A 23,370-nucleotide genomic window follows, 5' to 3' on the forward strand; every position below is an offset into this window, starting at 1 on the left:
TGCACGAACCGGGCGCGACCGGCCCGTCCTGGTGATCCCATCCGGTGGCGTCGGTAGGCCGTCCGGGTTCGGCGGCGGGGTCAGAAACCGCGCAGGATGCCTTCGGAGGGGCCTCGCTCGATCGACCTGCGCTGCCTCTCGGCGGCCAGTTGCGTGACGGCCTGGTGCACCTCGCCCAGGATGGCGATCTGATCGTGATCGAGGTCCGCAGAAGCCTCGTCGGAGGGCGTCGGACGCATCCCGGCCGCTGCCGCGAGGTGGGCGAGGACGGGGTCGTTCCAGTCCCGCATGGCCTCGGCCGCCTGACGGTGGAGGTGACGGGCATCCCCCACAGCGACCCGGTAGCGTCCGGCCAGGCCGCTGCCCCGGCGCCACAGCCAGCCCACGACCGTCTCGTAGGGGACGTCCCGGACAAGCTCCGACGCGGCCTCGATCAGCATCGGGGAGCCGGTTCCCACCCGCGCGGCGGGCAGGAGGCGATCGCCGTGGAGGAGAACGGCCTGCGCCTCCGTGAGGTCGACGAGTTCGGCGGCCGCCAGCGCGAGTGACAGGTCGCCCTCCTCAATGCGCGGATCGCCACCGAGCGCGACGGCGAGAGCCGACAATCTCTGGGCTTTTCCCATGTACGACTCCACGATTTCGGCCGTCTCGTCACGTCTCGCTTCCACGGTCAGGATAGGCACGGCAGCGGCCTCGGCAATTCATCCGCCGCCCTCGTCATCACTTCCAAATGGTGCGTAATTCTTCGTCCCGGTATTCTCGTGCACGGTTCCGGTTGCCTGATCGGAGGTCTGCGATGAGCCACGAGCAGAAGGACGGCGGGCTGGCCGGGCAAGTCGTCGTGGTGATCGGCGGCAGCTCGGGCATGGGCTTCGAGACCGCTCGCCGCGTGCGCGCCGAGGGCGGCCAGGTGTTCATGACGGGACGCAACGAGGAGCGGCTGGAGCGGGCGGCGGCACAGATCCAGCCGCTGGGCACGGCCACGTTCGACGCCACGGACCCCGACGGAGTCCGGACGTTCTTCCAGGACCTGCCGCATCCCGTCGATCACGTCATCTCCACGGCCGGCGGGCCGTCGTACCTGCCACTGGCCGAGATGGATCTCGGTGAGACCAGCCGTCACTTCGGCGACCGCCTGGCCATGACCCTGGCGATCGCGAAGTACGGTCGGGACAAGGTCCGGGCCGGGGGAACGCTGCTCTTCATCGGCGGCACCGGAGGCAGGCGGCCCGGCGTCGGGCGGACGGTGATCGCGGCGCTCACCGCGGCCCTCCCCGCCCTCACCGCCAACCTGGCCCTCGAACTGGCCCCCGTGCGCGTCAACCTCATCGCGGCCGGCTTCGTGGACACACCGCTCTCGGCATCCCTGCTGGGGGATCGGCTCGAGGCGAGGCGCGAGGAGCTGAGGTCGACCCTGCCGATCCGGCGCGTGGTCGGGCCGGAGGACGTCGCCGATCTGGCCCTCCACATCATGCGCAACGAGGCGCTGACCGGGGCCACGTACGACATCGACGGCGGCCAGCAGCTGCTCTGAAGCCCGCGCGCGGCGCGAAGCTCATCCGGTCGGGCCGGGATCGTTCGGGTGCGGCTGCAAGGGCGTGACCACGGCGGTCATCCACGGGGACAGGGGCAGGCTGCCCAGCACGTTCGACCGCAGATCGGACTCGTCGTCGGCCCGCCAGACACCGACGCTGCGCAGCTCCCCCACCGGACGCCACAGCCGGAAGAGGCGCCCCTGCTCAGCCAGTTCCCCGGCCCGGACGGCCTCCGCCGCGCGTCTCCGGTCGACCTCCGCCGGGTCGGTCCCCTCCGGAATCTCAGTGGTCAGTTCGACCATGAACTCCTGCATGCTCCCTGCCTTTCTCAGGCGAGGATCTTCAGCAGTCGCTCGGCCAGCACCTCGGCGGAGGCCGGGTTCTGTCCGGTGACCAGATTCCGGTCCTCGACCATGTACGGCTCCCAGACGGGCCCCCGGCTGTACTGGACACCGACCTGGTCCTTCAGCTCCGTCTCCAGGAGCCAGGTCGCCCGGGGAGCCAGGCCCACGCCCTCTTCCTCGTCGTTGGTGAAACCCGTGGCCCTGTACCCCTCGAACGGCGACACTCCGTGGATCCGGGTCGCCAGCATCGCGGCGGGCGCATGGCACACGATGAACAGCGGTTCGCCGGAGCCGAGTTGTGCCGTCAGGAGCCGGCCGGCGTCGGCGTCGAAGGCGAGATCCGACATCGGGCCGTGCCCACCCGGCAGGTACACCGCGTCGTAATCCTCCAGGCGGACGTCCGAGAGCCTCAACGGGCGACGCATCACCTCGGCGTCCCGGATGATGGACTCCAGGTCCAGGGCGCCCTGCTCCCCGCCCGCCATCGACGGACGGAGGCTCATCATGTCGACGTTCGGAGTCGTGCCGCCCGGAGTTGCCACCACGACGGCGTGACCGGCATCGGTCAGGGCCTTGTAGGGCTTGGCGAACTCCTCCGCCCAGTAACCCGTCGCATATCGTGTGCCGTCCTTCAGCACCCAGTACGTCGCACCACTGACCATGAACAGGACCGTTGCCATCGCTCTGCGCCTCCACTCGGGACTTCGAGGCGATCAGGCACCGTTTCAGTCTAGAAGCGGGGCCGCTGGGACGCATCCGGCTCACACCGCCCCCTCGCAGGTCACGCTCGCCGGGCGAGGCGCCCGCCGCGTCCCTATCCTCGAAGAGGGGCCAGCCATCGGTACCGCGTGGAGGCGGGTCACATGACCGGGACGGCACAGGCGCGTGAGGTGGACCGCGCGCTCAAGGAGAAGCATCGCTCGATGTGGGCCCTCGGAGACTATCCGGCGGTGGCACGGGATGTCGTGGCCGGTCTGGGCCCCGCCCTCGTGGAGGCCTGTGGGATCAAGGACGGCGACCGGGTGCTGGACGTGGCCGCCGGATCGGGGAACGCCTCGATCCCGGCCGCATTGGCCGGCGGGGACGTGGTGGCCTCCGACCTCACTCCCGAACTGCTGGACGTGGGCCGGAGCGAGGCGGAAGCGCGCGGCGCGGCACTGAGCTGGCGGGAAGCGGATGCCGAGGACCTCCCGTTCGAGGACGCGTCCTTCGACACCGTGATGTCCTGCGTGGGCGTCATGTTCGCTCCCCATCACCAGGCCGCCGCCGACGAGTTGGTGCGCGTGTGCAGGCCGGGTGGCACGATCGGGCTCCTGAACTGGACCCCCGAGGGGTACATCGGGAAGATGTTCGCGATCATGAAACCGTTCGCCCCACCGCCTCCCCCTGGTGCCCAGCCACCGCCGTTGTGGGGCCGGGAGGAACACGTGCGGATGCTGCTCGGTGACCGTGTCACCGGCGTCGAAGCGCACCGGCGGTCGCTCCGCGTGGACACGTTCGGCGAGCCGGAGGACTTCCGCGCGTTCTTCAAGTCCGCCTACGGGCCGACGATCAGCGTCTACCGGAACCTGGCCGACGACCCCGAACGTACCGCCGCCCTGGACGCGGCTCTCCTGGACCTGGCACGCGGTGCGCTCGAGGACGGTGCCCTCGACTGGGAGTATCTGCTGCTCACCGCCCGCCGCAGCACCTGAGGTTCCGGGAGTCCGGCCGGTCGGGCACTAGGGCCTGTCTGACAATTCCCGTCGTCGCCCGGAGGGCGGCCTCGCGGCGTCAGGTGCGTGCTCTCGCCGTGCCGGGCGTAGAGCCTCGTACTGGATGTACTCGGCTCTGCGCCCGGTGCGGCGAGAGTGCGTGCATGGCGTCGCGGGGCTGGGGGCACCTCCCGGCCGGAGGCTGGGGGAGGGAACTGTCAGACAGGCCCTAGGGGGCCGGGCGCCCGGTGGCGCAGTATGTGCGGGTGGACAGAGTGCGACTCCTCGTCGTGGACGACGACCCGCCCATCGCCGACCTCGTGGCCACGGTCGCCCGCTACGAGGGGTGGGAGGCGGTCACCGCGAACACCGGCGAGCAGGCGCTGCGGCTGGCCGCCGGGTTCCGCCCGGACATCGTGGTGCTCGACCTGATGCTGCCGGACGTCGACGGCTTCGGCGTCCTGGACCGGCTGCGCCGCTCGGGCGCGATGGTGCCGGTGGTGTTCCTGACGGCGCGGGACGGGGTGGCCGACCGGGTGGCGGGGCTGACCCGGGGCGGTGACGACTACCTGGTCAAGCCGTTCGCGGTGGAGGAGCTGATGGCCCGGCTGCGGACGGTCCTGCGGCGCAGCACCGGGGCCGGGTCCCCGCGGTCGGTGCTGCGGGTGGCGGACCTGGAGGTGGACGAGGACACGCGCGAGGTGCGGCGCGGCGGGCGGCGGCTGTCGCTGACACCGACGGAGTTCGAGGTGCTGCGCTACCTGATGCGCAGGTCGCCGTCCGTGATGACGAAGGCGCAGATCCTCGACCACGTGTGGGAGTACGGGTTCGGCGGCCGGTCCAACGTCGTCGAGCTGGTCGTCAGCCGGCTGCGGCGCAAGCTCGACGACACGGGCGAGCCGCTGATCCAGACGGTGCGGGGCTTCGGATACGCGATCCGGGAGACCGCCCGGTGATCCGGCGGTGGTGGCGCGCCTACCGGGGGCTGCGGCTCGGGACCCGGCTGGCGCTGGGCCTCGGGGTGCTGTCGCTGGTGGTGTTCGCGGTGGTCGGCACGGTGCTGACCGCGTACATGCGGGACTACCTGGAGCGGCAGCTCGCCGACCAGATGAAGCTGGTGCAGGTCGTGCAGTCCAAGGACGCGGCGACGCACGGCACGGTGCGACGCAAGCCGTACTACGGCTGGTACACGGCCGTGTACGACGTCTCCGGCACCTCGGCCGACCTGCGCACGCCCGCCGAGGTGCCGGCCGACAGCCGGGCCCTGACCGACCTGGCGCGGACGATGGCCCGCTCGGAGGAGGACCTCACCCGCACGGTGCGGATCGGCGGACACGGCCCCTACCTGCTGCGCGCCTGCGAGGTGGAGCCCGGGGTGGTGCTGGTCAGCGCGGCACCGATGGGGGACGTCGAGGACACCGTCGACCAGCTGATCACGGTGCAGGTCGTCGCCTTCGGGCTGGCGCTGCTCGCCCTGGTGGTGTTCGGACGGCGGATGCTGCGGCGCGGCCTGAAACCGCTGAGCGACATGGCGAGCACGGCGCACGGCATCGCCTCGCACGACCTGACCGAGTCGGCGGCCCGGCTCCCGCTGCGGGCCGACGGGCGGGACGGCGGGCAGGAGGTGGCGGAGCTGCGGACCGCGTTCAACACGATGCTGGAGCACATCGACGCGTCGCTGGCGGTGCGGGCGGAGGCGGAGCGGCGGCTGCGCCGGTTCGTCGCCGACGCCTCGCACGAGCTGCGCACGCCGCTGATGTCGGTGCGTGGCTACGCCGACCTCTTCCAGTACGCGGCGGCCAACGAGCCCGCGGAACGGGAGCGGCACCTGGCGCGGCTGCGGGCGGAGGCCGCCCGGATGGGGGTGCTCCTGGACGACCTGCTGCTGCTCGCCCGGCTGGACGCCGACGAGGTGGAGGCGCCGCTGCGCCGGGAGGACGCGGATCTGACGGAGCTGGTGCGGCAGGCGGCGGACGCCTTCCGCGCCGGGCACCCGGACCGTCCGCTGACGGTGCGGACGGGTGCGGCGGTGGTGAAGCTGCGGCTCGACCCGCAGCGCATCCGGCAGGTTCTCGACAACCTGCTCACCAACGCGGCCGTGCACACGCCGCCGGGCACCGCGGTCTCGGTCACCGTCTGCGGCGGGGCGGACGCGGTCCGGGTGTCGGTGGCCGACGCGGGTCCGGGCATCCCGGCGGCGGACCGGGAACGGATCTTCGACCGCTTCTACCGCGTCGACAAGGCCCGCAGCCGCGACCGGGGCGGGAGCGGCCTGGGCCTGTCCGTCGCCGCCTCGCTGGTGCGCGCGCACGGCGGCACGGTCGAGGTGGACGGCGAGCCGGGCGCGACGGTGTTCACCGTGACGCTCCCGGCCGCCGACCGTGACGGGTCATCCGCCCGGTGACTCAGTCCTCCGCGGGCGTCAGCCGCAGCGAGATGCTGTTGATGCAGTACCGCTGGTCGGTCGGGGTCGGGTAGCCCTCGCCCTGGAAGACGTGCCCGAGGTGCGAGCCGCAGCGGGCGCAGCGCACCTCGGTGCGGACCATCCCGTGCGAGCGGTCCTCGATCAGCTCGACCGCGTCGGTGTCCTTCGGGTCGAAGAAGGACGGCCAGCCGCAGTGCGACTCGAACTTGGTCGTGGAGGTGAACAGGTCCGCGCCGCAGGCCCGGCAGGAGTAGACGCCCTCGGTCTTGGTGTCGGTGTACTCACCGGTGAAGGCCGGTTCGGTGCCGGCCTGGCGCAGCACGGCGTACTCGGCCGGGGCCAGCTCCGCGCGCCACTGCTCGTCCGGCTTCTCGACGTCGTACGACATGAGTCCTCAGCCCCTTAGTTTCCGGTGCTCGACAGCTGGTCCAGGATGCGCGGTCCGAGGTCGGTGACGTCGCCCGCGCCCATGGTGAGAACGAGATCTCCGGCCTTCGCCATTCCCGCGACCACCGCGGGCGCCCCGGCCTTGTCGTGGACCGCGGTGACGTCGGCACCGGCGGCCCGGGCCGCCTCGATGATCAGGTCGCTGGTGATGCCCGGGATCGGGTCCTCGCGGGCCGGGTAGATGTCCAGGACGACCGAGGCGTCCGCCAGGGACAGGGCCTGGCCCATCTCCTTGCCCAGTTCCTGGGTGCGGGAGAACAGGTGCGGCTGGAAGAGGACCAGGATGCGGGCGTCGCCGACCGCGGCGCGCATGGCCTCCAGGTCGGCGGTCATCTCGGTGGGGTGGTGCGCGTAGGAGTCGACGACCTGGACGCCGGCCGCCTCGCCCTTGAGCTGGAGGCGCCGCTTGACGCCCGTGTAGGCGGCCAGGGCGGGGGCCAGCTCGGCGGCGGGGACGCCGAGGGCGGCGCCCGCGGCGAGGGCGGCAACGGCGTTGTGGGCGTAGTGGCGGCCGGGGACGGAGACCGCGAAGGTCAGCTCCGTGCCGTCCAGCACCACCGTGACCTCGCTCTTCAGGCCCTGCGGGACGACCGACAGGATGCGCACGTCGGCGTCCTCGGACTCCCCGTAGGTCACGGTCCGCACCTTGCCGGCCAGGCGCCGCGTCAGCTCCCGGGCGCCCTGCTGGTCCGCCGCGACCACCAGGGTGCCACCGGGGACGATCCGGTCGGCGAAGGTCTCGAAGGACTCGTAGATCTCGTCCATCGAGGCGTAGTTGGCGTGGTGGTCCAGCTCGACGTTGAGGACGATGGCGACCTCGGGGGCGTACTTGTGGAAGCTGCGGTCGCTTTCATCCGCCTCGGCGACGAAGATCTCGCCGTCGCCGTGCAGGGCGTTGGAGCCGGGCGCGTCCAGGTCGCCGCCGATGGCGTACGAGGGGTTCAGGCCCAGCTCGGACAGGCTGACCGCGAGCATCGAGGTGGTGGTGGTCTTGCCGTGGGTGCCGGCCACCGCGATCGGGCGCAGGCCGTTCATCAGGGCGGCGAGGGCGTCGGAGCGGTGCACGACCGGAACGCCCAGCTCGGCCGCGCGGGCCAGCTCCGGATTGTCCTGACGGATCGCGGACGACACGACGACGCAGCTCGCGTCGTCGGCGAGGTGCTCCGCCGCGTGCCCGATGTGCACGGTGGCGCCCAGGGCGCGCAGCGCCTCGGCGGTCTCGGACTCCTTGGCGTCGCTGCCCGCCACCTGGGCACCGCGCTGGGCGAGGATCCTGGCGATGCCCGACATTCCGGCGCCGCCGATGCCGATGAAGTGCGGTCGGTCCATGGCGGTGGGAAGGCCGGGTGCCATGCGCTGTTCTCCCAGGGGTGCGGCGGGTGGTCTGCTGGTTGGCGCGCCCCCTGGGCGGGAGCGCGGCACCAGCCTATGCCTTGCTGTGGGAGAACAGTTTCAGGACCGGCACGCCGACCTTGTGCCGGGCCCGCGAGGCCCAGTCGCGGTGGAAGAACTCCTCCACGTAGTGCGGGTCCGTCAGCACGATCACCTCGTCGGCGCCGATCTCCAGGACCAGGGACTTCAGCTCGTCCAGCGGATGGTCCTCGATCAGCCGGCCGTCGGCCTCCGCGCCGGACGCGCGCAGGGCGGTGAGGGACACCTCCAGCGCCCGCCGGCCGACGCTCTGCGCGTCGTCGCCCTCGGGCGTCTCACCCTCCCGGACGGCGTCGTCCAGCTCGCCGAGCGCGACGTCGTCGATCGCTCTCAGCAGCCGGTCGGCCTGATCGCCGCGCGGCTGGAGCAGCACATGGAAGGCGACCGTCTCCTCGCCGTGCAAGGTGGTGACGAACTCCACGTCGGCGGACGTCAGGGCCTTCTCGATCATCAAAACGCTTGTGAACACCAGGCGCCCCTTCTCCTTCGAGGGCCCGTGGGCCCACCCTCCGTAGGCCGTACCGGACCCTGCGGAAACCATCCTGCCCCGTGATCGCCCGGGTACTGCCGGAATCAGTGTGCCCGGCGCGGACCAAACGGAACGGATGATTCCGCCGATTCCCGGAGGTGCGGCACGACCGGACCCGTGTCCGGTGGCCGTCGTCTGCCCGGGACGGGTTGTCCTAGTCCCGCCGGTAGCGGCTGAAGAGGAAACCTTCCTCCTCCAGGAGGGACGCCAGCGCGAACCGCCGCGGCACCCCGACGGGGGGTCCGCCCGCGATCCGCTGGGCGTCCCCGGCGGTGAGCATCGGGGACACGGTCAGGCACAGCTCGTCCAGCACACCGGCCGCGACGAACTGGCCCAGCAGCCGCGGACCGCCCTCGGTCAGCAGCCGGGTGTGTCCGAGCCCGGCCAGCGCGCCGACGGCCCGGACGGGGTCCACACCGGCACCGTCCCCGGCGATCACGACCCGGGCGCCCGCCTTCTCGGCGGCCGTGATGCGGTCCTGGGGCGCGGCGGCCCCGGTCAGGATCAGGGTGGGCACCAGCGGGGCGGTGAACAGCGGCAGGGTGAGGTCCAGCTCCAGGCTCGCGCTGACCACCGCTACCGCGGGCACGGGCGTCTGCCCGGCCGCCCGCCGCGCCTCGGCGAACTCCGCACGCGCGCGTGCGGGCCGGTACCCCTCCTGCCGTACGGTCTCGGCGCCGGCGACCACCACGTCGGCGAGCGCGCGCAGGGTGCCGAAGACGCGCATGTCGGCCGCGCTGGAGATGGGCTGGGAACGGCCCTCGTGCTGGGCGGCGCCGTCGAGGGTGGACACCATGTTGGCCCGCAGCCACGCCGCACGCCGCCCGTCCGGCACGGGGTAGGCGTAGGCCTCCGCCAGCTCGGCCAGGCTCCATTCCCGATCACCCCCGTCGGGGACCGGGCCCGCCCCGGGGCCGGCTGTCTGATCGATCACAGGGAACAGACGTCGCATGAGATGCAGTCTTCCACGCTCCGGGGACCCGGACCGGCCCCGGATCCGCCGGTGGGGCCCTGTGCCGCCGGGGTCCGTCGCATCGCCACGAGGGCCCAAGCGCCGCCGCACCCGCACGTCTCCGGCAGGCCCCGCGTCCAGGACCCCGGCCGCCCGCCCGTGTCGGCCCCGGAGCCGTCGGCGGCTGCGGGTGCGGCAGGGCCGACGGGACCGAGGTCTGCCGCGTCCGGCCGCGCGGCCCACACACCGCGTCCAAGGCCCCGGCCGCACTCCCGCACCAGCCCCGGGGGCGCCGCCGACACCGGGGGCGCCCCAGGCCCAGGGCCGCCACCGGGACCGGGGGCGCCGGCCGCTCGACCGGGGCCCCGGGCCCGCAGGGCCTACCATGGACCACCGTGTCGCCCTCCTCCTCCGCCGCCGGCCCCGGGTCCACCCCGATAGCCGTGGCCGATCCGTTGTCCCTGTGTGCTCGTGAGCCGCATGTGCCCGCCGACCGCCTGGTCGCCGAGATGGTGCCGCCGCCGCGGTTCGACTCGGTCCGGTTCGGGACCTATGTGCCGGACCCGAACCAGCCCAGCCAGCACGAGGCCGTACGGGTCCTGGAGGAGTTCGCGGGCGGGCTGGGCGAGCCGTCCGGCGCGGGTACCGGGCGGCGCGGGTTCTTCGGGTTCGGGCGGAGCAAGGCGCCGAAGGCCCCGGCCGGCCCCCGCGGCGTCTACCTCGACGGCGGCTACGGGGTCGGCAAGACCCACCTGCTGGCCTCCCTGTGGCACGCCACCCCCGCCGACCCCTCCCGCAAGGCTTTCGGCACCTTCGTCGAGCTGACCAACCTCGTCGGCGCCCTCGGCTTCCAGCAGACCGTGCGCACCCTCTCCGGGCACCGCCTCCTGTGCATCGACGAATTCGAGCTGGACGACCCCGGCGACACCGTCCTCGTCTCCAGCCTGCTCGCCCGGCTCGTCGAGGCCGGCGTGGCACTCGCCGCCACCTCCAACACGCTGCCCGGCAAGCTCGGCGAGGGCCGCTTCGCGGCGGTGGACTTCCTGCGCGAGATCCAGGGCCTGTCCGCCCACTTCCGCGCCCTGCGCATCGACGGCGAGGACTACCGCCACCGCGGCCTGCCCGAGGCCCCTGCACCGCACTCCGACGAGCAGGTCACCCGGGCGGCGCGGGCCACCGCGGGAGCCTCGCTCGACGACTTCGGCGCGCTCCTCGACCACCTCGCCCGCGTCCACCCCAGCCGCTACGGCGCCCTGACCGACGACCTCGCGGCGGTGTGCCTCACCGGGGTGCGCCCGGTCCCGGACCAGTCGACGGCGCTGCGCCTCGTGGTGCTCGCGGACCGCCTCTACGACCGCGAGGTGCCCGTCCTCGCGTCCGGGCTCCCCTTCGACCAGCTCTTCGGCGAGGACATGCTGAAGGGCGGCTACCGCAAGAAGTACTTCCGGGCGATCTCCCGGCTCACCGCGCTGGCCCGGGACGCCGCGCGCCTGGTGGACGGCCCCGACACGCCCTGACAACGGCCGCTTCGCGCCAACGGACCCGCGATTTTCAGGCTCTCTTCAGCTCGTAACGCTACGTTAACCCTGCAAAGCTCATTGCAGGGTTAACGTGTTTCTTGACCACGCATTGACCATGCGTTGACCAAGCGATGACCGTGCACCGACCATGCACCGGCACACATCGAAGGCGTGAAATGCCTGGAGGGGGGCGCATGTTGCGAGGCGCGACGGCGCGGACGCGGATTCCGTTCCCCGCCGCCGTCCTGGTCGTGCTCCTGCTGTTCGCTCCGGCCGCTTCCTTCGCATTCGCGCATACGAGCCGTGACGCCATGGCCAACGCCCATCCCGGAACCACCCTCTCCGGCACGGCGCCGTACGACGAGCGGGCCGGCTGTCACGACGGCGGCCGCTCCGCGAACGCCCACGACGCCACCCGCGTCCGCGACCGTCACCGCACCACCACCGCGCCCCCGCCCGGTCCGCCCGAGCGCCCGCTCACGTGGACCGAGGGGACCGCTTCCGGACGGCACGCCGACCACCGGTCCAGACCCTCGACGGACCACTCCCCGGCGGCACTTCAGGTCTTCCGCTGCTGAGGGACGGCCGGATCGCCCCCCACCTCTGTCCTGCCCATCCGACGCGCCCCCACTGCGCGCCAGGAGGAATCCCGCATCATGCAACCCCTCATCGACAACGCCCGTAGGTTCGGACAGCGCCCTGAGGAGTTCGCCGGGCACGCCGAAGGCCAGTCGCCCGAAGTACTGTTCATCACCTGCTCCGACTCCCGGGTCGTCCCGGCGCTGATCACGGGCGCCCGGCCCGGCCGGCTCTTCGAGCTGCGCACCGCGGGCAACGTCGTCCCGCTGTACGGCACCGGCCACCCCTCCGGCGAGGCCGCCACCGTCGAATACGCCGTGGCGGTGCTCGGCGTCGGCGACATCGTGGTCTGCGGCCACTCGCACTGCGGCGCCGTCGGCGCCCTGGTGCGCGGCGACGACCTGAGCGCCGTACCCGCCGTACGCGACTGGCTGGCGTACGCCGCCGACGAGCCGAAGTCCTGCGACCCCACCGACCCGACCGTCGCCGAGGCCGTGCAGCACCACGTCCTGGCGCAACTGGAGCGGCTGCGCTCCTACCCCTGCGTGGAAAGCCGCCTGACGCAGGGCCGGCTGCGGCTGCACGGCTGGTACTACGAGGTCCACACCGGGGCCGTACGCCAACACAGCGCGGACACCGACGCGTTCGAGAACCTGTGAGCGCCGGCATGAACCTGATAGCCAAGTTCCCCCACTGGCGGCAGGACGTCACCTCCTCGCTCGTCGTGTTCCTGGTCGCGCTCCCGCTGTGCGTGGGCGTGGCCGTCGCATCCGGCGTCCCGGCCGAACTCGGCCTCGTCACCGGCATCGTGGGCGGCCTGGTCACCGGATTCCTGCCGGGCAGCAGCCTCCAGGTGTCCGGGCCGGCCGCCGGCCTCACCGTGCTGGTCTTCGGCGCGGTCGACCAGTACGGACTGCCCGCGCTCGGCGTGATCGTGCTGGCCTCCGGTCTCCTCCAGCTCGCGATGGGCGCCCTGAAGCTGGGGCGCTGGTTCCGGGCGATCTCCCTGTCGGTGGTCGAGGGCATGCTGGCCGGCATCGGCCTGGTGCTCATCGCCGGCCAGCTCTACGCGGCCGCCGGACTGGAGGCGCCCGCCTCCGGCCTGGACAAGCTCACCGGGCTGCCCGGCGCCGCCGCCGACGCGCTGGGCAGCACCGAGGCGCTCACCTCGCTGGCCCTGGGCGCCGGCACCGTCGCGGTCATGGTGCTGTGGAAGCGGCTGCCGAAGCGGGCGCAGACCCTGCCGGGCGCGCTGGCCGCGGTCGTCCTGGCCACGTCGGTCACGGCGGTGTTCGGCCTGTCGGTCGCGACGGTCGAGGTCAACGGCCTGCTGGACTCCATCCAGCCGCCCGGCGCCGACGCTTTCGGCGGGCTGGCGAACATCGGACTCCTCGGCACCATCGTCGCCTTCACCCTGATCGCGTCGGCGGAGAGCCTGTTCAGCGCGGCCGCGGTGGACCGGCTGCACAAGGGGCCGCGGACCGAGTACGACAAGGAGCTGATGGCGCAGGGCGCCGGCAACACGGTGTGCGGTGTGCTCGGCGCGCTGCCGATGACGGCGGTCATCGTGCGCAGCTCCGCCAACGTGAGCGCCGGCGCGAAGACCAAGGCGTCCCGGGTGCTGCACGGCGTGTGGCTGCTGCTGTTCGCCGCGCTGCTGCCCTCCGCGCTGGCCCTGATCCCGCTGCCCGCGCTGGCCGGCATCCTGGTCCACGCGGGCTGGAAGCTGATCCCGTTCCGCGGCATCGTGCCGCTGTGGCGGGAGCACCGGGGCGAGGCGCTGATCCTGGTGGTCACGGCCCTGTCGATCGTCGCGGTGAACATGTTCGAGGGCGTGCTGATCGGTCTGGCCCTGTCCGTGGTCAAGACCGCCTGGGAGGCGTCGCACCTCAAGCTGGAGATCGTCGACAAGGGCGCGGGACCCGTCCAGGCCCACCTGGCGGGCAACGCGACCTTCCTGCGGCTGCCGAAGATCCTGGAGAGCCTGGAATCGCTGCCGCAGGACCGACCGGTCGAGCTGGACCTGTCCGGCCTGCACCACCTGGACCACGCCTGCCGCACGGCCCTGGAGAACTGGGCCGAACGGCACAGCACCGCCGGCACGGACCCGGTGACGGTCACGGAACCGCCGAAGGCGGTCTCGGTGTAGCGGCCCTCCCCGGTCCGGGGCCATGGCCCCGGACCGGGCGTCGGGAATATCGTGGCAGGAGCAGATGAATCGGACCTCTGGGCGAGGAGGCCGTCATGCTCGAAGAGCTCCTGGCCGCGGCCGCGGCCGTCGGCAGCGCCGGGGTGGTGTATCTCGTCTCGGCCGCGCGGGTCGTCAAGCAGTACGAGCGGGGGGTGGTCTTCCGCCTCGGGCGGCTCGCGGGCGAGGTGCGCGAGCCCGGGTTCACGATGGTGGTTCCGGTCGTGGACCGGCTGCACAAGGTCAACATGCAGATCGTCACGATGCCGGTGCCCGCCCAGGAGGGCATCACCCGCGACAACGTCACGGTGCGGGTGGACGCGGTCGTGTACTTCAAGGTGATCGACGCGGCCAACGCGCTGGTCCGTGTCGAGGACTACCGCTTCGCCGTCTCCCAGATGGCCCAGACCTCCCTGCGCTCGATCATCGGCAAGAGCGAGCTGGACGACCTGCTCTCCAACCGGGAGAAGCTGAACCAGGGCCTGGAGCTGATGATCGACAGCCCGGCCGTGGGGTGGGGCGTGCAGGTGGACCGGGTCGAGATCAAGGACGTCTCCCTGCCCGACACCATGAAACGCTCGATGGCCCGGCAGGCCGAGGCAGACCGGGAGCGCCGGGCCCGGGTCATCAACGCCGACGCCGAGTTGCAGGCCTCGAAGGTCCTCGCGGAGGCCGCGCGGGAGATGTCCGAGACACCCGCGGCGCTGCAACTGCGCCTGTTGCAGACGGTGGTGGCGGTGGCCGCCGAGAAGAACTCGACCCTCGTACTGCCCTTCCCGGTGGAGTTGCTGCGGTTCCTGGAGAAGGCCCAGGAGCATCCGGTCGAGAAGTGACACGTGCTACGCGCGTGGTTCCCGCGACTCCTGGCAGGTGATAGACACGGCGGGTCACAGTCCTGTCCGCCAGCAGGAAGGTTTCCCCCATGTCCATGTCCAGCAACGAGGCGACCCGACGTCAGGTGCTCGCGCGCACGGGAGCCCTGGGCGCAGGCATCGCCTTCACCGGGGCGCTCTCCGAACTCTTCGCCGGCACCGCCGCGGCCCAGTCCCTGGGCCACACCGGCTACGGCCCCCTCGTGCCCGACCCCGACGGCCTGCTCGACCTGGCCAAGGGCTTCCGCTACCGGGTGCTGTCCCGCGAGGGCGACCGGCTGCGCTCCGGCGAGGGGCCGGTGCCCTCCAACCACGACGGCATGTCGGCCTTTCCCGGCCGGCACGGCGGGGTCCACCTGGTCCGCAACCACGAGAACCGCGCGGACGGCCGCGTCCCGGTTCCGACGGTCAAGGGCCTGACCTACGACCCCGAGGGCAAGGGCGGCTGTACGGCGCTGACGCTGGACTCCCGCAACCGCGTGCTGTCCGAGCGGGTCGCTATCGCAGGCACGGCCGTCAACTGCGCGGGCGGGCCCACCCCCTGGCACACCTGGCTGACCTGCGAGGAGACCGAGGACAAGGCCGGCACCAACGGGTACACCAAGGATCACGGCTTCATCTTCGAGGTCGACCCGGTCGACCCGCACCGCACCGGCGCGGTGCCGCTGACCGCGATGGGCCGCTTCCAGCACGAGGCGATCGCCGTGGACCCGCGGCGCGGCGTCGTGTACGAGACGGAGGACGCGTTCGAGCGGCCGTTCGGGCTGTTCTACCGGTTCCTGCCCGAGAAGCCGCTCGGCGGCCGGGGTTCACTGCGGGCGGGCGGGCGGCTCCAGGCGATGCGGGTGCCGGGCGTGCCCGACCTGTCCTCGATCCAGGAGACGGGCGCCGCCTTCGACGGCATCGAGTGGGTGGACGTACCCGACCCGCTGGCCGCCGAGACGCCCATCCGCTTCCAGGACTTCGGCCGGGGCGGCATCACCCACGCGCAGAAGCTGGAGGGCTGCTACTGGGGCGGGCGGTCCGTGTACTTCGTGTCGTCCTTCGCCCACAGCGACGAGGGCTCGGCCGCCGACCACTACGGGCAGATCTGGCGCTACGACCCCGAGCGGCGCCGGCTGACCCTGGTGATCGTCTTCGGTCCGGACACCGACGTGCAGCTGCCGGGCGAGTCCCCGGACAACATCTGCCTGGCTCCCAGCGGCGGCCTGATGGTCTGCGAGGACGGCGGGGGCGCCCAGCACGTGTTCGGGGTGACCCGGCGCGGCGAGGTGTACGCGATGGCCCGGGGCGCCCAGAACATCGGGACGCCTCAGGAGCCGGAGTGGGGCGAGTTCGCGGGGGTCACCTTCTCCCCCGACGGCGACACGATGTACGTCAACTGCTACACACCCGGCACCACCTTCGCCATCACGGGTCCGTGGCGCGGGTAGGCCCGGGAGGGTGACCCTCGGGGCACGCCACGCCCCATAGTCGTACAAACCGAAGAACACACTCATACGTTCGTACGGTGATCACTCTCGTACGTCGTGCCGCCGCCCTCTGCGCGCTGGGCGCCGCCCTCGCCGCCTGCGGGACCTCCGGGTCCGCGCGGGCGCCGGGTCCGGCGTCCGGCGCGCCCTCCACCGCACCCGCGAAGCAGGCTCCCTCCCGGCCCCCGACGCTCGCGCCCGGCCCCGCCGGCCTGACCCCCGTCTTCGAGCACGGACCGCGCACCGCGGGCAGGACCATCGCGCTCACCTTCGACGCCGACATGACCGCCGACCAGGGGCCCAGGGCCGCCTCGGGGGAACGCTTCGACAACCCCGGGCTGATCTCGACGCTGCGGCGGCTGGAGGTGCCGGCCACGGTGTTCATGACCGGACGGTGGGCCGAGGAGTACCCGGACGAGGCCCGGTCCATCGGGCGGGACCCCCGGTTCGAGATCGCCAACCACTCCTACAGCCACTACGCCTACACCGACGACTGCTACGGACTGCCGACCGTGTCCCGGGACCGGATGCGCTCGGACCTGGAGCGGGCGTACGCGTCGTTCCGCAAGGCCGGGGTGCCGGACGCGATGCCGTACTTCCGCTTCCCTGGCGGCTGCTACGACAAGGCGGCGCTGAAGGAGCTGACCGCGGCCGGCGTCACCGCCGTGCAGTGGGACGTGGTGAGCGGCGACGCCTTCGCGACGGACGCCGACGCCGTGGCCCGCGAGGTGCTGGACGGCGCGAAGCCGGGGTCGGTGGTGGTCATGCACTGCACGCGCAGCGCCGCCCCGGTGACCGAGCGGGCGGTCCGGACGATCGTGCCCGCGCTGCGTGAACGGGGCTACCGCTTCGTGAAGGTCTCGGAGCTGATCGGCGCCGCGAACGGCCGGGCCTGACGCGCCTACGCTGGAGACATGAGCAGCGACGACGACCAGGGACCGGACGACTACTGCCTGATCGACGCGACCCGGCCGCCCAAAGCCGACGGGCCGCCCTACGCGGAGTGCGTGCTGTGCCGGGAACCGACGGAGTACTCGGAGTCGTACAAGGGCATCACGTACTGCCCGGTCTGCGAGTGGCAGGAGGCGCAGCGCACGGCCTGCTCGGGCTGACCGGCACGCGGATTGGCAGACTGGGGGCGTGAGCAACGAAGCGACGACGTCCGTCCCCGACAGCCCCTTCCGTCCCGAACCCGGCGACCGCGACCTCGCGCCGCAGTTCGTCCTGCCGCTGGTGGTGCGCATCGAGCGGGCGGCACCGCCCGCCCGTACCGACGCGCTGGAGACCGCGGCCCGGGCGGTGCTGGTGATGCTCGGCGACGAGCGGTCGGCCGGCGACGGCGAGTGGGCGCAGGCGGTGCGGGACTGGCAGGACGCGCGCATCCGCAAGGTGGTGCGCCGGGCGCGCGGCGCAGAGTGGCGGCGGGCCGAGGCGCTGCCCGGCATCACGGTCGCCGGCGGTTCGGCGGAGGTCCGGGTCTTTCCCCCGGTCCCGCTGGACGGCTGGCCGAAGGACCTGGCCCGTCTCCAGGTCTCCGGCACCGACCTCGACGACCCGGAACCGCCGGTCGAGGCCGGCCTCTCGGCGCCGGTGCTCTGGATGAACCCGGACCTGGACATGTCGGCGGGCAAGGCCATGGCCCAGGCGGGCCACGGCGCCCAGCTCGCCTGGTGGGAGCTGGACGCCGGGGCGCGGGCGGCGTGGCGGGCGGCGGGCTACCCGCTGACCGTGCGCACAGCGGATCCCGCCCGCTGGAGCGGCCTGACCACGAGTGGCCTGCCGGTGGTCCGCGACGCCGGGTTCACGGAGATCGCGCCGGGCTCGTGCACGGTGGTCGCTGACCACCCGGCGCTGCCTGGTGCTACGACTCGATCTTGATCGAGTTGATGGGCGTGAGGTTCACGTAGCGGAGGTAGTCGGGCCGGAGGACCGTTCCGCAGCCCGTACCGTTGCCGCCCGTGCACGTCCGCACGGTCCAGCCGTCGGTCTGGTTGTTGTAGACCCAGTGGTTCCCGTACTGGTTGTAGAGCTTGTGGACCCCTCGGGAGTAGTAGAAGTCGGTCGGCTCGGCGTCCGTGTAGTGCACGCCCTGCGGGTAGATGCAGACGGCCCCGACCGGACATCCGTACTGGGAGTCCGCGGCCGGTGCCGCGGACGCCGCCCCCGTGCCGGCGCCCAGCAGTCCGGCCGTGAGGGCGACGGACGCGGCGCCGCCGGCGAGTGCGCGGTGGAAGAGCTTCATGGGATTCCCTCCGTTGCGGTTTCCTGCACCGGCAGGTTCCTGGCGCGGGCGCCGTTCGCGCACCACTGTTCGGGCCCAGCCAAATCGTCGCCGAGCAGCCGCAGACCCAGCGCGGTCACCGAGTGCAGGACGTACTTGCCGGCCCGGCGCGTCGTGAGCAGGCCGGCCTCCCGCAGCACCGCCAGCTGCTGGCTGCCGCTGGGCAGCGAGATGCCGACCGCCGCCGCCAGCTCGGACGTCGTCCCGCACGCGCGTCCGGCCGCCTCGTGGAGCAGCGCGGCCCGGGTGGGGCCCACCAGGGCGGTGAGCGCGGCGAACCCGGTGACCGGGGCCGGGACGACCGTCTTGTCCGCCGGGTAGACGAGCACGGGGCTCTGGTCCGCGTCGACCAGGGTGATCGGCCGTCGCCAGCAGAAGTACGAGGGCACGAGCAGCAGCCCACGCCCCTCCAGGTGCAGGTCGCGCCGGACCGGATAGTCCACTTCGAGCACCGGTGGCCGCCACACCGCCACCGGCCGGAAGGTGGCCAGCAGGGCGGCCGTCCCGCCGGTCACCAGGGCGCGGGTGCGCCAGGCGAGGTCGGCGCCCACGGCCGCCCCGATCCGGTCGCGCACGGGTTCGAGCAACGCCTCGTCATAGGCGCGCAGGCCGCCGCCCAGCCCCCCGAGCGCCGCCACGTCGCCCCGGGCCAGTGCCGCCGCGCCCGGGACCGGCCGCGCGCCGGACGCGGCCAGCAGGGCCAGCTCGTGCCGGAGGCGGCCGCGCGGAGTGGCGAGCACCCGTTCGACGCCGTCCCGCAGAGTCACGTGGTGGCCCTCTACGGGCGGGGTGAGGAAGTCCGGGAAGTACGCGCCGAACGGCACCAGGCCACGCAGCGCCAGCGCGGCCCGGCGGGCCGTGCCGTCGTTCAGCAGCCGGGCCCTGACCTGCCGCCGCCACGGGTCGAAGGCGAGCGCGCCCTCCCGTGTCTGGAGGCGGCAGACGCTGCACACGATCTCCCACAGCGGATCGGGGCCGCGGGCCAGTCTGATGTTCTCCAGGTCCTGTCCGGTGAAGTGGATCCGCAGCAAGGTGTTCCCCCGTTCCCCCGACGGACGTCGAACCCGTCCACGGCCAGCGTGGGCCGCCCGCATACGCAAACGGTTGACGCCCGCTGAACGGCGGCCGCGGCGGTGCGCGTGCGATGAGTTCCGCGGGGCGGGGCGGTCTACCCACCAGGCGTACCTTCCAGAAACGGACGTGATCACCGTGCCGAACAGTTCCGCCCACGCCGACCTCGGCGGCCTGGAGATGTACTACGAGATCCACGGCTCCGGCCGGGACGGCACCGGGCGTCCGCTGGTCCTGCTGCACGGCGGTGTCCTCACCGTCGGACTGAGCTTCGGCGCCCTGCTGCCCGCCCTCGCCCCCGGCCGCCACATCGTGGCCCCCGAGCTGCAGGGGCACGGGCACACCGCCGACATCGACCGCGCCATCACCGTGCCCCACCTCGCGGGTGACGTGGTCGGCCTGCTCGACGCGCTCGGCATCGAGCGGGCCGACCTGCTCGGGTTCAGCCTGGGCGGGCTGACCGCGCTGGAGGTCGCCGTCAGGCATCCCGAACGGGTGGGACGGCTCGTGCTCGCCGCCACGCAGTACACCCAGGACGGCTACCGCGAGGAGGTCCGCACCCCCGACTACGACTCACCGCTGCTGCCCGGCGAGGCCGACTTCAGGGAGATGGCCGACGCCTACGCGGCCACCGCTCCGCACCCCGAGCACTTTCAGGACTTCATCGACAAGTGCTCGCAGGCCGCCCACGGCCCGCTGCCCTGGAGCGCCGACGACCTGCGCGGGCTGACGGCACCCACGCTGCTGGTCGTCGGGGACCGCGACTTCGTGCGCGTGGAGCACGCCGCCGAGATGCGGGAGCTGATCCCCGACGCGCGCCTAGCCGTCCTCCCCGGCACCACCCACATGACGCTGATGCGGCGCACGGCCCTGCTCGTGCCGCTCCTGGAGGAGTTCCTGGGCCCCGGTCGAACGCCGGAGGCGTCGTCCCGCGCGGCGTGACATCGTGGTGGGATGAGCATCGACGTGCGCCCGGCCTCGGTCTTCGAGGACGTGCGCGCGGTGCTCGGCCCCAAGTCGCCCGGAGCCAACGTCTGCTGGTGCCTGAGCTACCGCGTCCCCTCCAAGGTCAACAAGGAGCTGCGCGGCCCGGCCCGCGGCGCGTACGTCGCCGAGCTGTGCCGGACGGCCCCGCCTCCCGGGGTCCTCGCCCACGACGGGGACGAGCCGGTCGGCTGGGCCGCCGTGGCGCCGCGCGCGGACACGTCCTTCGCCCGCAACCGCAAGATCCCGCACGTGGACGACCTGCCGGTCTGGTCGCTGTGGTGCATCCGTGTGCGGCCCGGTCACCGCAGGCGGGGGATCTCGCACGCCCTGATCGCCGGGGCCGTCGAATTCGCCCGCTCCCAGGGTGCTCCGGCCATCGAGGCGTACCCGCTGGACAACGGGGACGCCCGGGTCGACCTGACGATGGCGTACGCCGGGCTCCGGCGGAACTTCGAGCGTGCCGGTTTCGTCCACGCCGCCGACACCACCTCCGTACTGGCCGGACACCCGCGCGTCCTGATGCGACTGGACCTGCGCTGAGCGTCCGGCGGACTACGGACTACGGACTACGGACTACGGACAGGACCTAGCAGAACTGCTTCGCGGTCGCCTGACCGAACCTGGCGAACGCCGCACGCGTTCCCTCGCCGGCGATACCGTCGATCTTGCCGGTGTACCCCCAGTTGCCGTGCTTGAGGAAGTACTGGAGCCCCTTGATCGTGGCCGGGCCCACGATGCCGTCGGTGACGAGGTTCTGGCCCCAACTCCTGTTGAGGAACTCCTGCATCGCCTCCCAGCTCTTCGGGCCGAGGTACCCGTCCTCGTCAAGGTTGACGGTGGGCGAGGTGTTCAGGAAGCACTGGACGCCGGTCGCCTGGTTCCTGGTGAGGCCGAGGTTGTTGTACGCGGCCACCGCCGTGACCGCCGACCTCGGGGCGGGGGAGGTGTCCGCCATGGCCGTGCCCGCGGCGGCGAGGCCGCCGGCGGCGATACCGGCCGCGGCGGTGACTGCGACCAGTGTCCTGGTGAGAGCGCGCATGCTGTGCTCCTCAATATGACGTGCGCTTGAAGAAGCCGACCTCGGCGGCCGGCTCCGCAACGAGACTGCGGGGTCGGCGGGATGCTCGTCCACAGGCGACGCGGAGGTGGCCCCGTCCCGGGACGTCCCACGCCATGACCTGCGCAGATGCCGACCGCCGTGTCCCTTTGGCGGGACTTGGACGGCAGGGGCACGGCCGGGTGCGCGCCCGGGGCGGGGTCGGCGCAGGGGGGTGCTCCGGGCGGCTGGTGCAGAATGAGACCGGACACGGGGGGCCGGTCCTGCGGTCGGAACGCGAGTGGGGGGAAGCGTGTCGCGCTGGAAGGCACTGCCCGCAGAACTGCATCCGCACGTGCACCAGTTGATCGTGCGCCTGCGCATGCTGAAGGACCACAGCGAGCTGAGCACGCGGCAACTCGCCGTGAAGACCGGCTACAGCGCGAGGTCGTGGCAGCGCTATCTGAACGGCCGGTCCCTGCCGCCCCTGGAAGCCGTCGAGGCGATGGCCCGCATCGGCCGTGACGACCCGGCCCGGCTGCTGGTGATGCACGAGACCGCCGCCCAACGCTGGGCGGAGGGGCGGACGGCCGGCACGAAACCCCCCGAGGACTCCTCCGCGACACCGGACCACACCCCCACCGAACGGCAGCCCCACGGGCGCGCTCTGCGCGTGGCCGTCGCGGCGGGAGCCGTGGTCACGGTGCTGTCCGTCTCCGTGGCCCTCCTGCTGGCCGTTCGGCTCACCGAGGCCCGCGCCCAGCTCGCCCACGACCGAGCCGACGCCGACGTGACGGCCCCGGCCACCGTGTCGGAGTCCCTGGTGCCGGTCATCTACACCTGTCGGCTGGAGCGGCGTGGCGACCGCTGGCACGCGGGCCTGAGCAGCACCACGGACATCCTCCTGTCCAACACCCAGGTGGGTCTCGAAGTGGCCGAGGCCCAGTGCCTGCTGCGCCGCGCGGGTACCGCGCCGGGAGACATCGACGGCGTGTTCGGCCCGAAGACGCGTCGAGCGGTCGAACGCATGCAGAAGCGGAACGGACTGATCGTGAACGGAGTCATCGACCCGCCGACCTGGCAGGCACTGCGCAAGGCGGCGCCCGAGTGAGCACGGAACACACGCGGCTGGTGGCGACGTTGCGGGAACTGCGCTCCCGCGCGGGCCTGAGCCTGGCGGCGCTGGCGGAGCGCACGCCGTACAGCAAGTCCTCCTGGGAGCGCTACCTCAACGGCAAGAGTCTGCCTCCCCGACACGCCGTGCGGGAACTGTGCAGGCTGGCGGACGAACCGGACGGGCGGCTGCTCGTGCTCCGTGAGATCGCCGAGTCGCACTGGAGCGGACGCGCGGTGGCCACCGCACCCGCTGCTTCCCCGGACGAGTCGACGCGGCCGCATCCACAGGAGCTGCCACCGCCCGACGGGACCCGGCGGCTGCGACTTCGCCGAAGCAGGCTCCTGGTGGTGCTGGCGGCGGCCTACACCGTGGTCGTGGGCGGCGTCGCGGCCCTGCTGTTCCTCCTGTTGCCGGACTCGGAGGCGCGGGAGGCCGAGTCGCTGCCGGCCTCCGTGCCGTTCTCCTTCGCTCCCCTGTGCGAGGGAGCGGCCTGCGAGGGCCAGGACCCGATGCGCCTGATCTGCGGCGTCGGCCCCGACACCCTCGCCTCGTACCGCACGGCCACCGGCGCCCGCGTCGAACTGCGCCACAGTGAGAAGTGCGGTGCGAGCTGGGCCCGGATCTGGGCGACCGAGGTCGGGGACCGGGTGGACGTCTCGGCGGGCGGCCCGACCCACAGCGTGCGCATCAGGGACAAGGACGACGCGGCGACCTTCGTCTACACCGAGATGACCGAGGTGCACCCCGGCAGCACCGTACGGGCCTGCTTCCGGCCCGCGTCGACCGACGGCGAACGGGAGTGCTTCGAGGCCCGCGTGGGAGCGGCCACCACGACCCCCGCCCCGTCCTCACCCGAATAACGTCGGCCCTCTGGACGCCTCGATGTGGCC

27 protein-coding genes are annotated in these 23,370 nt (G+C 72.6%); 17 read left to right on the top strand and 10 right to left on the bottom strand.

Features of this window, described 5'->3' with window-relative positions; all coding sequences use genetic code 11:
* Window positions 1–80: 80 nt before the first annotated feature.
* Entirely contained in the window at window positions 81–623 is a 543-nt protein-coding gene (locus ACZ67M_RS09680; protein WP_361364097.1) for a GPP34 family phosphoprotein, read from the bottom strand.
* A gap of 173 nt (window positions 624–796) precedes the next feature.
* On the opposite strand from ACZ67M_RS09680, the gene ACZ67M_RS09685 reads away from it, so the two are divergent.
* Window positions 797–1,534 (top strand): SDR family oxidoreductase, encoded by a 738-nt coding sequence (locus ACZ67M_RS09685; RefSeq protein WP_361364100.1) that lies wholly within the window; start codon window positions 797–799, stop codon window positions 1,532–1,534.
* Between the two features lie 21 nt (window positions 1,535–1,555).
* Here the strand turns inward: ACZ67M_RS09685 and ACZ67M_RS09690 are convergent, their stop codons facing one another.
* On the bottom strand, window positions 1,556–1,849 hold the full coding sequence (locus tag ACZ67M_RS09690) for a muconolactone Delta-isomerase family protein (protein ID WP_361364103.1): 294 nt from the start codon (window positions 1,847–1,849) through the stop codon (window positions 1,556–1,558).
* Between the two features lie 14 nt (window positions 1,850–1,863).
* Complete coding sequence (locus tag ACZ67M_RS09695; protein ID WP_361364106.1) at window positions 1,864–2,559, bottom strand: type 1 glutamine amidotransferase domain-containing protein; 696 nt, start codon at window positions 2,557–2,559, stop codon at window positions 1,864–1,866.
* A 183-nt stretch (window positions 2,560–2,742) separates the two neighbouring features.
* Between ACZ67M_RS09695 and ACZ67M_RS09700 the strand changes: the two genes are divergently transcribed.
* The 3 genes from ACZ67M_RS09700 to ACZ67M_RS09710 all read left to right on the top strand — a co-directional run bounded on the left by ACZ67M_RS09700 (window position 2,743) and on the right by ACZ67M_RS09710 (window position 5,977).
* The gene (locus ACZ67M_RS09700) at window positions 2,743–3,573 is read left to right on the top strand and encodes a class I SAM-dependent methyltransferase (protein ID WP_469850324.1); all 831 of its coding nucleotides are present in this window, start codon (window positions 2,743–2,745) and stop codon (window positions 3,571–3,573) included.
* Window positions 3,574–3,839: 266 nt separating this feature from the next.
* Window positions 3,840–4,529: a response regulator transcription factor gene (locus tag ACZ67M_RS09705; RefSeq protein WP_392012304.1), complete on the top strand. Its 690-nt coding sequence runs from the start codon at window positions 3,840–3,842 to the stop codon at window positions 4,527–4,529.
* Window positions 4,526–5,977, top strand: a complete 1,452-nt coding sequence (locus tag ACZ67M_RS09710; protein ID WP_469850326.1) for a sensor histidine kinase — start codon at window positions 4,526–4,528, stop codon at window positions 5,975–5,977. Before ACZ67M_RS09705 ends, ACZ67M_RS09710 begins: the two co-directional genes overlap by 4 nt.
* Before the next feature lies 1 nt (window position 5,978).
* Here ACZ67M_RS09710 and msrB read toward each other — a convergent pair whose 3' ends face one another.
* The 4 genes from msrB to ACZ67M_RS09730 all read right to left on the bottom strand — a co-directional run bounded on the left by msrB (window position 5,979) and on the right by ACZ67M_RS09730 (window position 9,357).
* On the bottom strand, window positions 5,979–6,386 hold the full coding sequence (msrB, locus tag ACZ67M_RS09715; protein WP_064730354.1) for a peptide-methionine (R)-S-oxide reductase MsrB: 408 nt from the start codon (window positions 6,384–6,386) through the stop codon (window positions 5,979–5,981).
* A gap of 14 nt (window positions 6,387–6,400) precedes the next feature.
* Window positions 6,401–7,798 (bottom strand): UDP-N-acetylmuramate--L-alanine ligase, encoded by a 1,398-nt coding sequence (gene murC, locus ACZ67M_RS09720; RefSeq protein ID WP_361364117.1) that lies wholly within the window; start codon window positions 7,796–7,798, stop codon window positions 6,401–6,403.
* Window positions 7,799–7,871: 73 nt separating this feature from the next.
* Window positions 7,872–8,345 (bottom strand): indole-3-glycerol phosphate synthase, encoded by a 474-nt coding sequence (locus tag ACZ67M_RS09725; protein ID WP_185832646.1) that lies wholly within the window; start codon window positions 8,343–8,345, stop codon window positions 7,872–7,874.
* A gap of 214 nt (window positions 8,346–8,559) precedes the next feature.
* A complete protein-coding gene (locus tag ACZ67M_RS09730) occupies window positions 8,560–9,357 on the bottom strand; it encodes a pyrimidine reductase family protein (RefSeq protein WP_361364123.1) in 798 nt (265 codons plus the stop codon).
* Between the two features lie 395 nt (window positions 9,358–9,752).
* Between ACZ67M_RS09730 and zapE the strand changes: the two genes are divergently transcribed.
* The 9 genes from zapE (at window position 9,753) to ACZ67M_RS09775 (ending at window position 17,866) form a co-directional block, all read left to right on the top strand.
* Window positions 9,753–10,874 (top strand): cell division protein ZapE, encoded by a 1,122-nt coding sequence (gene zapE / locus ACZ67M_RS09735; protein ID WP_385799127.1) that lies wholly within the window; start codon window positions 9,753–9,755, stop codon window positions 10,872–10,874.
* 197 nt (window positions 10,875–11,071) lie between these two features.
* Window positions 11,072–11,455, top strand: coding sequence for a hypothetical protein (locus ACZ67M_RS09740; RefSeq protein ID WP_392012311.1), 384 nt, complete (start codon window positions 11,072–11,074; stop codon window positions 11,453–11,455).
* A gap of 78 nt (window positions 11,456–11,533) precedes the next feature.
* Entirely contained in the window at window positions 11,534–12,115 is a 582-nt protein-coding gene (locus tag ACZ67M_RS09745; protein WP_469850329.1) for a carbonic anhydrase, read from the top strand.
* 8 nt (window positions 12,116–12,123) lie between these two features.
* Complete coding sequence (locus tag ACZ67M_RS09750; RefSeq protein ID WP_469850331.1) at window positions 12,124–13,605, top strand: SulP family inorganic anion transporter; 1,482 nt, start codon at window positions 12,124–12,126, stop codon at window positions 13,603–13,605.
* A gap of 95 nt (window positions 13,606–13,700) precedes the next feature.
* The gene (locus tag ACZ67M_RS09755; protein WP_385799123.1) at window positions 13,701–14,477 is read left to right on the top strand and encodes a slipin family protein; all 777 of its coding nucleotides are present in this window, start codon (window positions 13,701–13,703) and stop codon (window positions 14,475–14,477) included.
* Between the two features lie 89 nt (window positions 14,478–14,566).
* Window positions 14,567–15,949 (top strand): PhoX family protein, encoded by a 1,383-nt coding sequence (locus tag ACZ67M_RS09760; protein WP_469850333.1) that lies wholly within the window; start codon window positions 14,567–14,569, stop codon window positions 15,947–15,949.
* 77 nt (window positions 15,950–16,026) lie between these two features.
* A complete protein-coding gene (locus tag ACZ67M_RS09765; RefSeq protein ID WP_392101140.1) occupies window positions 16,027–16,884 on the top strand; it encodes a polysaccharide deacetylase family protein in 858 nt (285 codons plus the stop codon).
* An 18-nt stretch (window positions 16,885–16,902) separates the two neighbouring features.
* Window positions 16,903–17,100, top strand: a complete 198-nt coding sequence (locus ACZ67M_RS09770) for a hypothetical protein (RefSeq protein WP_392012322.1) — start codon at window positions 16,903–16,905, stop codon at window positions 17,098–17,100.
* 28 nt (window positions 17,101–17,128) lie between these two features.
* The gene (locus tag ACZ67M_RS09775) at window positions 17,129–17,866 is read left to right on the top strand and encodes a peptidyl-tRNA hydrolase (protein ID WP_469850335.1); all 738 of its coding nucleotides are present in this window, start codon (window positions 17,129–17,131) and stop codon (window positions 17,864–17,866) included.
* Here the strand turns inward: ACZ67M_RS09775 and ACZ67M_RS09780 are convergent.
* Together ACZ67M_RS09780 and ACZ67M_RS09785 are read right to left on the bottom strand one after the other, a co-directional pair.
* Window positions 17,850–18,230, bottom strand: coding sequence for a hypothetical protein (locus ACZ67M_RS09780; protein ID WP_361364145.1), 381 nt, complete (start codon window positions 18,228–18,230; stop codon window positions 17,850–17,852). The two genes, ACZ67M_RS09775 and ACZ67M_RS09780, sit on opposite strands and share 17 nt — an antisense overlap.
* Window positions 18,227–19,300: an ArsR/SmtB family transcription factor gene (locus ACZ67M_RS09785; RefSeq protein WP_469850337.1), complete on the bottom strand. Its 1,074-nt coding sequence runs from the start codon at window positions 19,298–19,300 to the stop codon at window positions 18,227–18,229. The genes ACZ67M_RS09780 and ACZ67M_RS09785 overlap by 4 nt, the downstream gene beginning before the upstream one ends.
* A 178-nt stretch (window positions 19,301–19,478) precedes the next feature.
* Here ACZ67M_RS09785 and ACZ67M_RS09790 point away from each other — a divergent pair, with 178 nt between their 5' ends.
* Together ACZ67M_RS09790 and ACZ67M_RS09795 are read left to right on the top strand one after the other, a co-directional pair.
* Window positions 19,479–20,282, top strand: coding sequence for an alpha/beta fold hydrolase (locus ACZ67M_RS09790; protein WP_469850339.1), 804 nt, complete (start codon window positions 19,479–19,481; stop codon window positions 20,280–20,282).
* Window positions 20,283–20,294: 12 nt separating this feature from the next.
* On the top strand, window positions 20,295–20,867 hold the full coding sequence (locus tag ACZ67M_RS09795; RefSeq protein ID WP_392012330.1) for a GNAT family N-acetyltransferase: 573 nt from the start codon (window positions 20,295–20,297) through the stop codon (window positions 20,865–20,867).
* A 46-nt stretch (window positions 20,868–20,913) separates the two neighbouring features.
* Here ACZ67M_RS09795 and ACZ67M_RS09800 read toward each other — a convergent pair whose 3' ends face one another.
* Window positions 20,914–21,366, bottom strand: coding sequence for a peptidoglycan-binding domain-containing protein (locus ACZ67M_RS09800; RefSeq protein ID WP_392012333.1), 453 nt, complete (start codon window positions 21,364–21,366; stop codon window positions 20,914–20,916).
* A gap of 310 nt (window positions 21,367–21,676) precedes the next feature.
* On the opposite strand from ACZ67M_RS09800, the gene ACZ67M_RS09805 reads away from it, so the two are divergent.
* Window positions 21,677–22,474, top strand: coding sequence for a peptidoglycan-binding protein (locus tag ACZ67M_RS09805; protein WP_392012336.1), 798 nt, complete (start codon window positions 21,677–21,679; stop codon window positions 22,472–22,474).
* Window positions 22,471–23,340, top strand: coding sequence for a helix-turn-helix domain-containing protein (locus tag ACZ67M_RS09810; RefSeq protein ID WP_469850341.1), 870 nt, complete (start codon window positions 22,471–22,473; stop codon window positions 23,338–23,340). The genes ACZ67M_RS09805 and ACZ67M_RS09810 overlap by 4 nt, the downstream gene beginning before the upstream one ends.
* Window positions 23,341–23,370 lie beyond the last annotated feature (30 nt).

It is taken from the genome of Streptomyces sp. NPDC107500 (genome assembly GCF_055582785.1).

Coding starts and splice junctions, on each gene's coding strand:
- ACZ67M_RS09680 (WP_361364097.1), bottom strand. CDS start 623: ATGGGAAAAGCCCAGAGATTGTCGGCTCTCGCCGTCGCGCTCGGTGGC.
- ACZ67M_RS09685 (WP_361364100.1), top strand. CDS start 797: ATGAGCCACGAGCAGAAGGACGGCGGGCTGGCCGGGCAAGTCGTCGTG.
- ACZ67M_RS09690 (WP_361364103.1), bottom strand. CDS start 1,849: ATGCAGGAGTTCATGGTCGAACTGACCACTGAGATTCCGGAGGGGACC.
- ACZ67M_RS09695 (WP_361364106.1), bottom strand. CDS start 2,559: ATGGCAACGGTCCTGTTCATGGTCAGTGGTGCGACGTACTGGGTGCTG.
- ACZ67M_RS09700 (WP_469850324.1), top strand. CDS start 2,743: ATGACCGGGACGGCACAGGCGCGTGAGGTGGACCGCGCGCTCAAGGAG.
- msrB (WP_064730354.1), bottom strand. CDS start 6,386: ATGTCGTACGACGTCGAGAAGCCGGACGAGCAGTGGCGCGCGGAGCTG.
- murC (WP_361364117.1), bottom strand. CDS start 7,798: ATGGCACCCGGCCTTCCCACCGCCATGGACCGACCGCACTTCATCGGC.
- ACZ67M_RS09730 (WP_361364123.1), bottom strand. CDS start 9,357: ATGCGACGTCTGTTCCCTGTGATCGATCAGACAGCCGGCCCCGGGGCG.
- ACZ67M_RS09740 (WP_392012311.1), top strand. CDS start 11,072: ATGTTGCGAGGCGCGACGGCGCGGACGCGGATTCCGTTCCCCGCCGCC.
- ACZ67M_RS09745 (WP_469850329.1), top strand. CDS start 11,534: ATGCAACCCCTCATCGACAACGCCCGTAGGTTCGGACAGCGCCCTGAG.
- ACZ67M_RS09750 (WP_469850331.1), top strand. CDS start 12,124: ATGAACCTGATAGCCAAGTTCCCCCACTGGCGGCAGGACGTCACCTCC.
- ACZ67M_RS09755 (WP_385799123.1), top strand. CDS start 13,701: ATGCTCGAAGAGCTCCTGGCCGCGGCCGCGGCCGTCGGCAGCGCCGGG.
- ACZ67M_RS09760 (WP_469850333.1), top strand. CDS start 14,567: ATGTCCATGTCCAGCAACGAGGCGACCCGACGTCAGGTGCTCGCGCGC.
- ACZ67M_RS09770 (WP_392012322.1), top strand. CDS start 16,903: ATGAGCAGCGACGACGACCAGGGACCGGACGACTACTGCCTGATCGAC.
- ACZ67M_RS09780 (WP_361364145.1), bottom strand. CDS start 18,230: ATGAAGCTCTTCCACCGCGCACTCGCCGGCGGCGCCGCGTCCGTCGCC.
- ACZ67M_RS09795 (WP_392012330.1), top strand. CDS start 20,295: ATGAGCATCGACGTGCGCCCGGCCTCGGTCTTCGAGGACGTGCGCGCG.
- ACZ67M_RS09800 (WP_392012333.1), bottom strand. CDS start 21,366: ATGCGCGCTCTCACCAGGACACTGGTCGCAGTCACCGCCGCGGCCGGT.